The sequence below is a fragment of the Paenibacillus sp. FSL H8-0175 genome (genome assembly GCF_045040615.1).
GTDB classification, from domain to species: Bacteria; Bacillota; Bacilli; order Paenibacillales; family Paenibacillaceae; genus Paenibacillus_AQ; species Paenibacillus_AQ odorifer.
Genome location: NZ_CP150299.1, coordinates 1,601,700 through 1,615,238 on the forward strand (window position 1 = coordinate 1,601,700; position 13,539 = coordinate 1,615,238).

Annotated in this window: 10 protein-coding genes and 1 pseudogene; 10 read left to right on the forward strand and 1 reads right to left on the reverse strand. The window is 42.3% G+C overall.

What is annotated here, in order from left to right; genetic code table 11:
• The first annotated feature begins 10 nt into the window (after positions 1–10).
• The 9 genes and pseudogenes from MHH46_RS07005 to MHH46_RS07045 all read left to right on the forward strand — a co-directional run bounded on the left by MHH46_RS07005 (position 11) and on the right by MHH46_RS07045 (position 10,701).
• A complete protein-coding gene (locus MHH46_RS07005; RefSeq protein WP_076192943.1) occupies positions 11–1,153 on the forward strand; it encodes a DUF2264 domain-containing protein in 1,143 nt (380 codons plus the stop codon).
• 73 nt (positions 1,154–1,226) lie between these two features.
• The gene (locus MHH46_RS07010; protein WP_076192941.1) at positions 1,227–3,035 is read left to right on the forward strand and encodes a heparinase II/III family protein; all 1,809 of its coding nucleotides are present in this window, start codon (positions 1,227–1,229) and stop codon (positions 3,033–3,035) included.
• Between the two features lie 72 nt (positions 3,036–3,107).
• Positions 3,108–4,244, forward strand: a complete 1,137-nt coding sequence (locus tag MHH46_RS07015) for a glycoside hydrolase family 88 protein (RefSeq protein ID WP_076192939.1) — start codon at positions 3,108–3,110, stop codon at positions 4,242–4,244.
• A gap of 10 nt (positions 4,245–4,254) precedes the next feature.
• Positions 4,255–6,114 carry a DUF2264 domain-containing protein gene (locus MHH46_RS07020; protein WP_076192937.1) on the forward strand — a complete coding sequence of 620 codons (1,860 nt, stop codon included), beginning with the start codon at positions 4,255–4,257 and terminating at the stop codon, positions 6,112–6,114.
• A gap of 207 nt (positions 6,115–6,321) precedes the next feature.
• On the forward strand, positions 6,322–7,023 hold the full coding sequence (gene sigK / locus MHH46_RS07025; protein WP_036675850.1) for an RNA polymerase sporulation sigma factor SigK: 702 nt from the start codon (positions 6,322–6,324) through the stop codon (positions 7,021–7,023).
• Positions 7,024–7,473: 450 nt separating this feature from the next.
• Entirely contained in the window at positions 7,474–7,764 is a 291-nt protein-coding gene (locus MHH46_RS07030; RefSeq protein WP_076192933.1) for a hypothetical protein, read from the forward strand.
• Between the two features lie 282 nt (positions 7,765–8,046).
• Positions 8,047–8,559: pseudogene (gene sigK, locus MHH46_RS07035) on the forward strand (RNA polymerase sporulation sigma factor SigK); the annotation flags it as partial.
• Between the two features lie 633 nt (positions 8,560–9,192).
• Positions 9,193–9,948, forward strand: a complete 756-nt coding sequence (locus MHH46_RS07040) for a 4'-phosphopantetheinyl transferase superfamily protein (protein WP_076192931.1) — start codon at positions 9,193–9,195, stop codon at positions 9,946–9,948.
• Positions 9,949–9,999: 51 nt separating this feature from the next.
• On the forward strand, positions 10,000–10,701 hold the full coding sequence (locus MHH46_RS07045) for a thioesterase II family protein (protein ID WP_076192929.1): 702 nt from the start codon (positions 10,000–10,002) through the stop codon (positions 10,699–10,701).
• Positions 10,702–10,853: 152 nt separating this feature from the next.
• Here the strand turns inward: MHH46_RS07045 and MHH46_RS07050 are convergent, their stop codons facing one another.
• Complete coding sequence (locus MHH46_RS07050) at positions 10,854–11,729, reverse strand: helix-turn-helix domain-containing protein (protein WP_076192927.1); 876 nt, start codon at positions 11,727–11,729, stop codon at positions 10,854–10,856.
• Positions 11,730–12,172: 443 nt separating this feature from the next.
• On the opposite strand from MHH46_RS07050, the gene MHH46_RS07055 reads away from it, so the two are divergent.
• Complete coding sequence (locus MHH46_RS07055) at positions 12,173–13,519, forward strand: MFS transporter (protein WP_076192925.1); 1,347 nt, start codon at positions 12,173–12,175, stop codon at positions 13,517–13,519.
• Positions 13,520–13,539: the final 20 nt, after the last annotated feature.

Genomic DNA, 13,539 nt, shown 5'->3' on the forward strand with positions numbered 1-13,539 from the left:
GGAATTGTGCATGAATGGGAAGGAACAGCGTAAATACTGGCTGGATACAATGCTGCTGATCGGGGGGCCTGTGCTGAATGCTTTGGCTGAGCGGAAATTAAAGGAACAGTTGCCTACAAAGTTTCATGGTGACCGGAGCCAGTTTGCCCATTTGGAGGCTTTTGCTAGATTGGCATGTGGAATGGCCCCTTGGCTTGAGCTAGAGGGACTTGAGGGTGAGGAAGAACAGCTTAGAGCGCGTTATGCCGGGCTAATGCTGGAAGCCATTGATGCCGCTGTTGATCCGAATTCACCTGACTATATGGAATTCAAGGCTGAAGGCCAACCGCTGGTAGATGCGGCATTCCTGGCACATGCGCTGGTGCGTGCACCAAAGCAGCTTGCCGGCAAGCTGAGTGCGCGGGTCAAAGGCAATGTAATAACAGCGCTGAAGCAGACACGCCGGACAGCGCCAAGCGGCAGCAACTGGCTGCTGTTCAGCGCAATGGTGGAAGCCGCTTTGTATATACTTGGCGATCCTGAATATGACCGGATGCGCGTTGGCTATGCGGTCCATATGTTCATGGATTGGTATAAGGGCGACGGAGTTTACGGGGATGGCAAGGACTTTCACTGGGATTATTACAACAGCTTTGTTATTCAGCCGATGCTGGTGGATGTGGTGGCACTTTTTGAACAGGAGTCGGAGCAATATTCCGCATTGAAACCGCTGATTCAGCAACGGGCACAGCGATACGCTACTGTTCTCGAACGGATCATTGCACCGGATGGAACCTATCCCTTTATCGGGCGTTCGATCGTTTACCGTTTTGGGGCGTTTCAACTGCTGTCGCAGGCGGCGCTGCAGCATTTTTTGGAGGAAGCATTGCCCCCTGCACAGGTACGCTGCGCTTTGACAGCTGTGATTACGCGAATTATGGAATATCCGGGTACGCTTGATGAGTCCGGATGGCTACGTCCGGGGGTATACGGTTATCAGCCGGAGCTTGCGGAGAGCTATATCAATACAGGCAGTCTTTATTTATGCGCCTCCGTATTCCTCCCGCTGGGGCTGCTCCCTTCTGATCCATTCTGGTCAGGGGAAGAGATGAAATGGACTTCACTAAAAATTGCAGCCGGTGAGGATGTTATGAGAGATCATGCCTTGGAATAAAAAGTATTCAGCCATATTAGTGAAGAATAAGATGCTTCGCGGATCTGACTGACCTTTAAGGAGGAAAAAAGGCATGAATAAACAGATGCTTTTGGAAATAGTGCATGAAATGAAGCCAGTCGATCTGAGCTTGTATTATCCAAAGGGGGATGCGGCTGCTTTTTGGAAACTGGCGTTATCATCGGGAGTACTACAGGCAGATATCAGCGAGATCCGCGCGGAGGCGGTAAGGCTGGACGGGCAGTCTATACCTGAAATGTCGTATACGTTATTTTCCATTTATTCGCGTACGGGTTCAAGGCTGGAATATGAACGGGTCTATTTTGAACGGAGAAGAAGGCTGAATACTTATGTATTTCTGGCTTTGCTGGAGCCGGATCATCCGGAAGTACTGGAGAAGCTGGAGGACATCCTCTGGGCTATATGCGATGAGTACACCTGGTGTCTTCCGGCCCACCTCCCAGCGGATCATAATGCAGCTGATATCAACCGGTATATTGATCTGTTTTCTTCCGAGACCGGATTTACTTTAAGTGAAGTTTTACTTTTGCTCGGGGAACGACTTTCGCAGCTTCTGAGATCCCGAATCCACCATGAAGTAGAGCGGAGACTGTTTCGTCCATTTCTTGAAAATGGTCCTTATGATTGGGAGACAGCGCGGCATAATTGGGCAGCGGTCTGTGCGGGATCAATCGGGGCTGCTGCCTTGCTGTCTGTGGAGGACCCAGCCATGCTTTCGGATATTCTGCTGAGGACAGAGCGCGCCATGTTGTATTACCTGGAAGGGTTCGGTGAGGACGGTGCCTGTCTGGAAGGCCTTGGGTACTGGAATTATGGGTTTGGTTATTTCACTTATTATAGCGATCTCCTCTGTTCCAGAAGCGCAGGCAGACTGGACTGGTTCAACCAAGAGAAGGTAGCGCAAATCGCGCGCTTCCAACAAAAATGTTTCATTGACGGAAGTCATGTAGCCAATTTCTCTGATTCAGTGCCTCAGGTGCTAGTACATATGGGATTGTCCCATTATCTGGCGGAAGTCTGTACGGATGTCGAACGCCCCCCATCCGCTTTGCGCGCTCCTTACACTGAAGATCATTGCAGCCGCTTTGCACCGGCTTTCCGCAATCTGATCTGGACCAGGGCTGGCAAGGAGGACGAAGCTTGGCGAGCCGCCAGCTATTATCTCCCTGATGCCGCTTGGCTTGTCTCGCGTCATGTGTCGGAGGCGGGTTCATTCGGATTCGCCGCCAAGGGCGGGCACAATGCTGAACCGCATAACCATAATGATCTGGGACATTTCATTCTGAGCGGCCGGGGAGAGATCTACGCATCCGATCTTGGAAGCGGAGAGTATACTGCTGATTATTTTGGGGCTGGCCGTTACCAGTATGACTGCAATGGATCGCAGGGTCATTCGCTGCCGATCATTGATGGCCAGTATCAGCTGGCCGGTCGGGCGTTCAGCTCCACAGTGCTGCATGCATCGGCGGAGGAGAATGATGAGCTGACACTGGATCTGACACAGGCGTATCAGGTAACAGGACTACAGTCCTTAATCCGTTCGTTCGTCTGGCATAAAGAGGAATGTCCTCGGCTGGAGCTTACAGACACTTACCGGTATGCGGGAATTCCGGCGAGCTGGACGGAGCGGTTTGTCACCTGGCGTGAGCCGAAGCTCCTTCATCCGGGTACCTTGCTGCTGCCGGGGACTACGGCTCGCGGCGTTGAAGTGACATACGATTCGCTGAAAGTTGAGCTGGAGATTACTGTGCATATGTACCGGGATCATTTTGGCATGGAGAAGCTCTGGTATAGTCTGGACTTCCATGTGCTTCAGCTTGGCGCGGTGGGCAAACTGGCATTCACTTTTCAATTTCTATAAAAGATGGGTCTGAGCTTATAAAAAATCCTCTATCAGAGGGTAGAGGCTAATTCGAATAAAGGCGGGATTTAGATGAGTAGATTAGTAAAGCAAGCTTGGGTAGACGAGGCTTGGGGCAAAGCCTTGGAGAAGACTAGAACGAACAGCCGGAGAATCGGTGCAGAATTCCCCCATGCGAGTCAAGGCGGCAAATACGTGCTTGAAGCACCAAACTGGTGGACGGCCGGCTTTTGGCCGGGAATGCTCTGGCAGCTCTATGCTGAGAGTGGTGATGAGGATTTGAAAGCGATTGCTGAGCAGTGTGAGGAACGTCTTGACGAGGTGCTGGATGGTTATGTGAAGCTGGACCATGACCTAGGTTTTATGTGGCTGTTGACGAGTGTTGCGAACTACAAGCTCACGGGCAGAGAAGCATCACGAGTCCGGGCGTTGAAGGCAGCCAACTATCTGGCGGCCCGCTTCAATCTGAAAGGACGCTACATCCGGGCCTGGAATCCATGGAGTGAAGGCGAGGATAACAGCGGGGTAGCCATTATCGATTGCTGTATGAATACCAGCCTGCTTTTTTGGGCTTCCGAAGTAACAGGGGATCCACGTTATCGGCATATCGCTGAGGCGCATATGGATACGGTGCTGGAGCATTTCATCCGGCCGGATGGTTCGGTTTATCACATCGTCAAATTTAACCCGGAATCGGGCGAAGTGGTTGAAAAGCTTGGCGGGCAAGGTCATGCGCCCGAGTCGGCTTGGTCGCGCGGGGCAGCCTGGGCGCTCTACGGACTGTCATTGGCCTATCATCATACGGGCAAGCAGAGTTATCTTAATGCAGCCAAGCAGGTCGCGCATTTCTTCTTGACCCGTCTGCCCGAAGATCACGTTCCACATTGGGATTTCCGTGCTCCCGGTGAAGTTGGCGAGATTCGTGATAGCTCTGCTGGTTCCTGTGCAGCGAGTGGCTTGCTCCTGCTGGCTAGCCAGGTGGACGACTCGGAGGCTCATGTGTATCGGAACGGGGCTATAAGAATTACTGAATCCCTTTATCGGAATTATGGAACTTGGGACAATGCAGAAGAAGAAGGATTGCTGCTTCATGGTACGAGTAACTATCCTGAAGATCGGAATATAGATGTTCCGCTTATCTATGGCGATTTCTTCTATGTCGAAGCGCTAGCCCGGCTAAAAGAAGCCGGACCGTTCTACTGGGAATAGGGGGCATATAATGCAGACTGAAAAGACTTTTACGACTATTGCTAAAAATCCGCTAAAGACCCGGGAGGATCTGGTCTCTGCTCTTGAACAGCTTACAGATCCGCTTCGGCCGCTCTACAGCAGAGGCGGCGCACGGCTGGCAATCGGCGGAACAGGAACCAGCTATTCAGCAGCAACTGCAGAAATGGAAGGTTTCTCCCGGGTATTGTGGGGCTTAGTGCCCCTGCTCATGGGAGGCGGAGAAAACGGGCTTTGGGATACTGTGCTGGATGGCATACGCCACGGCACGGATCCTGCCCATGAAGAATACTGGGGTGAAGTTCAAGATTATGACCAGCGTCTGGTAGAGATGGCGGTCTTCGGTTTCGCCTTAGCCGCCATTCCTGAACAGATCTGGTCACCACTTACCCAGAAGGAACAGGAGCAATTGTACAGCTGGCTGAATCAGATTAATTCCCATCCTTGCTATGACTGCAACTGGCTGTTCTTCAACGTGCTAGTTAATGTCGGATTCCGCAGAATCGGCCGACCCTACGACGCGGAGCAGCTGGAGAACAATCTGAAGCGAATGGATGATTTTTATCTGGGTGATGGCTGGTACAGTGATGGAATTAACGGGCATAGCGATTATTATGTTCCTTTTGCCATCCATTACTATGCGTTACTGTACGCGAAGCTGATGGAACAGGAGGACCCGGAACGTTCACAGGTGTTCAAAGAACGGGCCCGGCTTTTTGCCACCGAATTCTTGGGCTGGTTCGCTCCGGACGGATCTGCCCTTCCTTATGGAAGGAGCTTAACCTACCGCTTTGCCCAGTCTACTTTTTGGAGCGCACTCGTCTATGCAGGCGTTGAAGGATTCCCTATAGGTGTGGTCAAAGGATTAGTACTGCGCAATTTGCGCTGGTGGTTCAGCCAGCCGATCTTTGATGCCGGAGGCGTACTGACGATTGGTTATACCTATCCCAACTTGGTCATGGCGGAGAATTATAACGCTCCCGGTTCCCCCTACTGGGCGTTAAAGACATTCCTGCCATTAGCTCTCAGCGCGGAGCATCCATTCTGGAAGGAAGAAGAACTGCCGCTGCCGGATATTCCTGCAGTTATAGTCCAGAAGCCTGCGCATCTTGTCATTGTCCGCGAACCTGCTTCCGGCCATGTGGCTGCCTTCAACAGTGGTCATCTATATACGAATGAACATACCCACACGTCTGCCAAGTATGAGAAATTCGTATACTCAACAGGCTTCGGGTTCAGCGTACCCCGCTCCGAATGGGGATTGTCTCAAGGGGCATTTGATTCCATGCTCGCTCTAAGTGAGAGCGGGGACAACTTGTATCGGGTCAGACGGCGGAATATGGAGTCAAGAATTGTGGACAATGTGCTGCACTCCGTCTGGAAGCCATGGACTAATGTGGAGGTTCGGACCTGGATCGTTGCTGGGCTGCCTTGGCATATTCGGATCCACCGGATCGAGACCGGACGACCGTTGGACGCCGCAGAGGGCGGCTTCGCGCTTGGTCAGGAAGCGGGGGGGGAACAGCAGATCGGCCTTACAACCGCGGCAGTATCTACAGCATGGGGAATAAGCGGAGTCAAGGGTTTGATCGGCTACGAAAAGGCTGAGCTAATTTGGCCTAATGCCAACACAAACCTGCTTCATCCCCGGACTGTTTTGCCTACACTGACGACTTTCCTTGAGCCTGGAATCCACTGGCTGGCTTCGGCTGTATACGGTGATCCGTCGGGAGATTCTTGCGGTGGTATTCTTGAACAATCACCTGAGTCTATTTTGAAGGTTACTTTTGATAAGGACATCATAAAGGTTCTTACGTCTAGTGAAGCGGAATTTATTATCAGAAGAGAGTGAGAATTACCGCTAACAACATTGTGTTAAAAAGACAAGTAATTGAGTAGAGTATGACTGATTTCTCGTATGAAAAATAAATTTCTGTGGTTGTACAATTTCCCCCGTACAGGCACTTCTAGGCGCACGCCCACATACAATAAGGATGACCATGAACCCGTAAGGCAAACAGATCGGTTTCATTGTACAAGTGCGGGAGGTGTCGCCAAGTTGCCTGGATTCTTAAGCACGATTGCGTTGCTGATCAAAGAACTGACGCTGCTGGTATCATACGTAAGGAATAATGCATTTCCACAACCGCTCTCGGAGCAGGAGGAAAGCCGATACTTAGGGATGATGGCTGAGGGAGATGCCAAGGCCCGCAATTTGTTGATTGAGCATAATTTGCGGCTCGTTGCCCATATAGTGAAAAAATTCGATAATACCGGAGAAGACATGGAGGATTTAATCTCCATCGGCACGATCGGCTTGATTAAAGCTATCGAGAGCTACCGCCCGAACAAAGGGACAAAGCTAGCCACTTTTGCTGCCCGTTGTATTGAGAACGAAATCCTGATGCACCTAAGATCCTTGAAGAAAACTCGTAAAGACGTATCCCTGCACGATCCAATTGGGACTGACAAAGAAGGTAATGAAATTACACTCATTGATATCCTCGGTTCGGAAGCGGATGATGTTATTAAAGAAGTGGATTTGAAGATCGAGAAGAGTAAGATTTATCGCAACCTAGATATTCTGGATGACCGAGAGAAAGAAGTTGTGGTGGGTAGGTTTGGGCTGGATACAGGTGGAGAAGAGAGGACGCAGCGGGAGATTGCCAAGGAGTTGGGGATCTCGCGGAGTTATGTTTCGAGGATAGAGAAAAGGGCGCTTATGAAGCTGTATCATGAGTTTTATAAGGCGAAGCGCTAAATTCGAGATAGTGTGAATTAATTAAAATCGGTAGAAGCCATATGTTTTAAAAGCGACTTTTCTTCGGGAAAGTTGCTTTTTATTATCATTATTGCGTTGGAAAAGTTAATTAAATATATAGTTCATAAGTACAAGAGTTTGATAACTTTCTAGCTATTAGAGGAGTGCTACAATGAGATACAAAGAAATTTATGATCTCCACGTTCAGCTACTACACGTATATGAAAATAATGAGAAGTGTCAAGGTCCATTTCAGACACAAATAAATTATTACAAGAGACAATTTTTCATAGCTGAAGATATTGTTCAACGTATTTTTGTTCTAAATCAGCTCTTAAAAATCCATGAGAAAAGTAGAGCATTTAAAATTAAATGGTGTTCAGAAGAATACTTTAAATGACACAACAGATCAATGAGTAAATGTAGAAAAAGGAATGGAGTATAATTTGTATGGTACATTCGAAAAAAAGACATATGATGGATAGACCCTATATTAAAGAAGTTATTCGTGAACTTAAGCTTCTAGGATATGAGGAAGATGAAGCTAAGATAATTCTTATCAAGTACTATAGACCCTTAAAAAGGAGTTGGGGTTTTGGGCCCAATGCCTACTATTTTGCAAAAGAAGTCGATTCAATTCATAAAGCTGTTAATAAGAGAGTTGATCCTTCTGAAAGTGGTCAGATCTTTATAGGTCATTTGAAAAATCGAATGAAATCAAATCAGAAGGATACGCCTTGATTTGAATGATGGAAGATGGAATATGTATGGAAAAGTTGCTTTTGACTGTATTAGAAAAAGACTAGTAACTCCTTATACTTCCGATAATTAGTCATCCATAGTTAAATTCTCGATCATTCATTTTCTCAATTTCACTGGTGCAATATCCTTTACAATTTGCCCGTATCACAAGAATGGATACAGGTTATTAGAAACATATATATATGAAGTACAATCGTAAATAGTGAAACAACGAGCTTCATTACCAATTGCTCTTAGTTTATTTTTTACATTGGTACATATCACAACCTCAAAAAAATCGACAATACTGGTGAAGACATAGAGGATCTCATCTCTATCGGCATCATCGGCTTGATCAAAGCCATCGAGAGCTATCGCCCGAACAAAGGCACAAAGCTAGCCACTTTTGCCGCTCGTTGTATTGAAAACGAAATCTTAATGCGTCTTCGCTCGTTGAAGAAAACCCGTAAAGACGTATCTCTCCACGATCCGATTGGGACAGACAAGGAAGGTAATGAAATTACGCTTATCGATATCCTCGGCTCGGAAGCCGATGATGTTATTAAAGAAGTGGATCTGAAGATTGAGAAGAGTAAGATTTATCGTAACCTTGATATTTTGGATGATCGGGAGAAAGAAGTTGTGGTTGGGCGGTTTGGACTGGATACTGGTAGAGAAGAGAGGACGTAGAGGGAGATTGCCAAGGAGCTGGGGATCTCACGGAGTTATGTGTCGCGGATTGAGAAGCGGGCGCTGATGAAGCTGTATCATGAGTTTTATAAGGCGAAGCGGTGAGATCTTAGATAATAACTAAAGATTTACTATAGAGTGTTTTAAAAGCGACTTGCCAACCAGGGAGTTGCTTTTTTGTATATTCAAGTAGGGGAGAATAGCTGATTAAAGCATTATTGAAAATTATCTTTTAGTTGCTCAGGAGAGTTTTACTGTGAAATACAAAGAAGTTTATGAGTTCCATATTCAATTGCTATACGTATATGAAAGTAACGAAAAGTATCAAGATCCATATCAGACACAATTTAATTATTTCAAAAGACAATTTTTCTATAGCTGAAGATATAGTTACCTCGTATTTAATATAATTCGACTACCGTATTGTTTATTTGAGTGGAATCATAGTTCAATATTCCCATTATTAAGTGAATTTTTGTGGTTTGGAAAAGTCTTATAGCGAAAATTTATATAAAATGTAAAAATGTTGATTATGATGAAATGAATCTAAAGGGAATTAATTCTTTTAATGAAATATTATTCCTTGTATTCTTAATATTATCATCATAAAATCTGTCTATCTAGATCCATGCTATGGGAAGTAATTGTGTAGTGGTTTTACAGTTAATGGATTTTTTTATGGAAAGAAGTGATGTAACCTGAATTTATAGATTTTATGCTAAACAAGTGCGATGAGTCATGCTGAAGTTTAACATTCGTTATGGAATTAAGTTTTTGACTTGCGTACATCAATTAACTAAAGGAGGAAACAAAATAATAATTTACGCAATTAATATCGAGAGTGTTTCTAAATATTTTATTAACAGTCTTTGGGGTTATATTCCAGAAAGTAGGGTGCTGAGTATAAAAAAATATAAAAATAATGATGACATTACCAGATCTTTGTTAGGAGAAGTAATAATTCGAATATTATTATCTGAATTAAAGGGGGGGGCGTTAATTGAACAAGCAATTTCTAGAAATCTTTTTGGTAAACCATTTTTAGTAGGAGGAGAAAATATTCATTTTAACATTTCTCATTCAGGAAAATGGGTAATATGTGCAATAGATAATTATCCTATTGGTATTGATGTAGAGGAAATTTTGGGAGTCACTGAAAGTGATTGCAAACAACTATTTACAAAAGATGAGAATTATCAATTACTAAATGAAAATATCTCGTTTTACGATTTGTGGACATGTAAGGAAAGTTTTGTGAAGTTAGTAGGTAAGGGATTATCCATACCTTTTAATTCGTTCACTGTTATATTCAATGATGAATATCCATATATTCACTATGATTCAACTATCTACTATTGTAAGCAATATGAATTTGATACTGGTTATAAAATTGCTTGTTGCTCTGTAAGAACAAGGTTTCCAAAAAAAATAATAGTATTAAATGAGAGGAAAATAAATAAAAAAATTAATTGTTCGATGATAACGCAAAGTTAAAAATGTTTATGAATGTCTAATAAAATTATATAAAGGACCAGTGAAGTTCTAATGATAAAATTATTTTGTATTCCCTATGCAGGGGGTTCTTCGGCATCATATGTGAAGTGGAAAAATTCACTAAACGAAGATATTCAGCTTATACCCTTAGAATTAGCAGGTCGAGGGAAACGGATTTCTGAAGGTCACTACATCGATTTCAATCAAATGGTAGATGATATATTTGAATCAATTATAAGCAGTATTCATGATCATACTCCTTTTGCGGTATTTGGACATAGTATGGGCGGTTACATAGCGTATGAATTGTTTGAAAAGCTTAAATCATTTAACTTGAAACATATTTTCTTATCCGGTACTAGGGCACCGCACCTAAGAATAATGAATTACAAATTTAAGTCAGATCAAGAACTAATAAACACCTTAAGAATTATGGGGGGGACTCCGGAAGAAATATTAAACGACCAAGATTTTCTGAAAATACTAATACCGGTTGTACGCTCTGATTTTACAAATATCGCAACTCATTCTTTCTCGAAGATAAAAATATCAGTTTCGGCTACTATTTTACATGGGCTGCATGAAGAATATAATGTCGAGGATGTTTACGCTTGGAATGAGTATTTTAATATTGCTCCTAAGATGTGTTTCTTTGAAGGCGGGCACTTTTTTATTAACCAATTTGAGAGTTCTATAATTGATATTATTAACAAAACGTTAACGTGTTCTGAATTAATATCGATTGAAAAATAAATTGAGGATAGAGCATTTAAACTGTTTAAGTTATAAGAAGCGCTGTTAGGTGTTTCTTATAACTTGTAATTGACTTGACATACTTCAGGGTAACTTTTTATGTGCGATACAAAGTTAAATTGCTTTATATGTAATATTATAGATAATCGAATTTAACTCAACTCACCTATTTTATTTAATACATGTTGAACAAATATCGTATTATCTGTTATTTCAAAAAGATAAAGTGATTTTTCATAATAAGATCTTGCATTGGTTATTTCCTTAATAAGGGAGTAGTTATAGCCAATATGATAGTATAATTCGCCTAATGAGAATGTTGAATAATGCTTAAGGCATATATTTACAGCTGTATGGCATTCTTTAATAGATTTTTCAAACAGTTGAAAACGTGTTAGCGTCACTGCGTAATTGTATAAAATCCTTACCAAGATTTTGTAATTAGATTGAACAGGAAGTTTATAATAATAGTGAAGACCACTTTCAAAATATGCAAGGGCTTCTTCCAGTCGGTACTCTTCGCAATACAATACTCCAATGCTATTTAACATCTGAATATCTTGTTCGGTCATGAACTCTGAATTTATTGAGTTCTTAATACAACTTAAGGCGTGCTCAAAATTATGATCAAGATAATATATACATATTCCCTCATGCCAAGAAAGATATCTTTGATATCTACTATTTTGAAATAAAGGGTTGTTTTTCTCTGATCGGATAAGATCATATAGATTTTGGTACTCGTGTTTATTTGTATACCCCTCAATTAAATCATAAAGGTCGGTAACATAATCGAAACGATCTGTCTGTCCCAAACTAAATAGATGATTAATATCTACACCAAGTCTATCAGCAATAAAATATAACATAGTTGCTTGTGGTTCTAACTCCCCGTTTTCAATTCTGCTTAATTGTGCTTGAGAACAAATTCCTTGGCATAACCTTTTTTGAGAGATTTTTTTTGATTTTCGAATGATTCGAATATTCTCCCCTATGGTTTTTAAATCCATTTTATAGCTTGATGACACGTAAAAAGGCCTCCATCCAAAAATATTCTTATTAGTATATTTTATATTATCCACAAAAGAAAATCAGGGGTAATTTAGAATATTATATGTATTAAAGTAAATTATGGGCGGGTCGTTAGTTTAAAAATTCCTATATAGTAATAAATATACAAATATGATCAGGAGGATAGAAAATGAGAACAAAATGGAGAGCAGCTTTACTTATAATGACTATGGTCTTTATGTTTGGAGTAATGATACCCACAATAACTACCGGAGTAGGTGTTATTAGCACTAATGAACTACCGCTAAAACCCTAGAATCTGCTTGATGGTTTATTTTAAAAACTTATCTGTCTCTAGGGAGATTTTTGATTCGGTAAATAATGTGGTTGTCAATTGTTATATATTAATAAATATTCCGATTAAAACCTTGGGATATAAGGAATATAAGGAGCTGACTGTGTGAACGAAAATAGTTTTACCACAAAAAAGGGACTATGGTCTTTCGCTATCTTAATGATAGGTAGCTTGTTGTCTGGTATTGGAACTCAAATGACACAATTTGCCTTGATTGCTTGGGTGTATGAAAAAACAGGATCCGCACTCAGTGCAGGTATACTTGCGACTGCTTCATATGGCTCTGTAATTGTTGCAAGTATATTTGCAGGTGCATTCGTAGACAAATTCAACCGAAAAAAAATGATTATTTTGACAGATATTATAGCCTCATTAGCCACTGTGCTACTACTAACAATCCATTCATTGGATGTAATGTCTAGTTTCGTATTAATTTTATATGGAATTGTAAGAGGAGTAGTTGGCTCAGTTCAATTCCCAGCTTACATGTCTATTATTACCTTAATGGTTCCTGCCGGACAAAGATCTAGAGCAAATGGAATGTACCAAACTGCTTCAAGTTTGTCTACAACACTTTCGCCTGCTCTGGCAGGTATGTTACTTGGATTTATCGGAATTGAGCAGATTTTCCTTATAGATATTTTTACGTTTTTGTTTATTATCTGCACGATTATTTTTATTAAGATTCCTGAGTCTCAAAAAACAACAGAACAAAATGAAAGAACAATATTGTCAGATACTATAGATGGATTTCGTTATTTGTTTGCAAGAATGAGTTTGCTTGGTTTTGTACTCGTTTTGACATTCTATAATATTGCATTTGGTGCATATGAAGGATTGTACCGTCCAATGCTACTTGCTTTTTCAGATAACAGTGTAAAAATTGCTGGTTGGGCACTCATGGGTTATGGAATCGGTAACGTAGTGTCTGGAGTATTTATGACCATTTGGAAAGGACCAAAAAATCGTGTGCCACTTACTCTACTAGCATGGGCTATTTCTGGATTATTTGGGTTTGTTGTAGGCGGATGGGGGCGTTCTCTACCAGTTTGGATTATCTCCGGTTTTTTACAAGGTGTGTTTAATAATATTGCTGTGGTTCTTACTGTAGGAATATGGCAATCAAAGGTTGAACCAGCATTTCAAGGACGTGTATTCGGTATTATGAAGTTGGTGGCACAAGTAACTATTCCTGTTGCAGTATTTGTAATGACATTTATATCGGATAAAGTTGCTATCCCAGGTTTTAAAGAAGGGGGGATTTTATCTAACCTCTTTGGTGAATATGTTGGTAATGGTCCAGGAGCAGGTATGTCATTCGTACTCATCGTGAGTGGTTTACTGTTTGGTGTGATTAGTCCATTAATCATGTTCGTCTTTCCTTCACTCCGCAATGCTGATAAGTCAGAAGACTCCTCTGTCAATTTAGCAAAAACTGTTTTGAAGGGATGACTACAAAAATCAAAGTAATA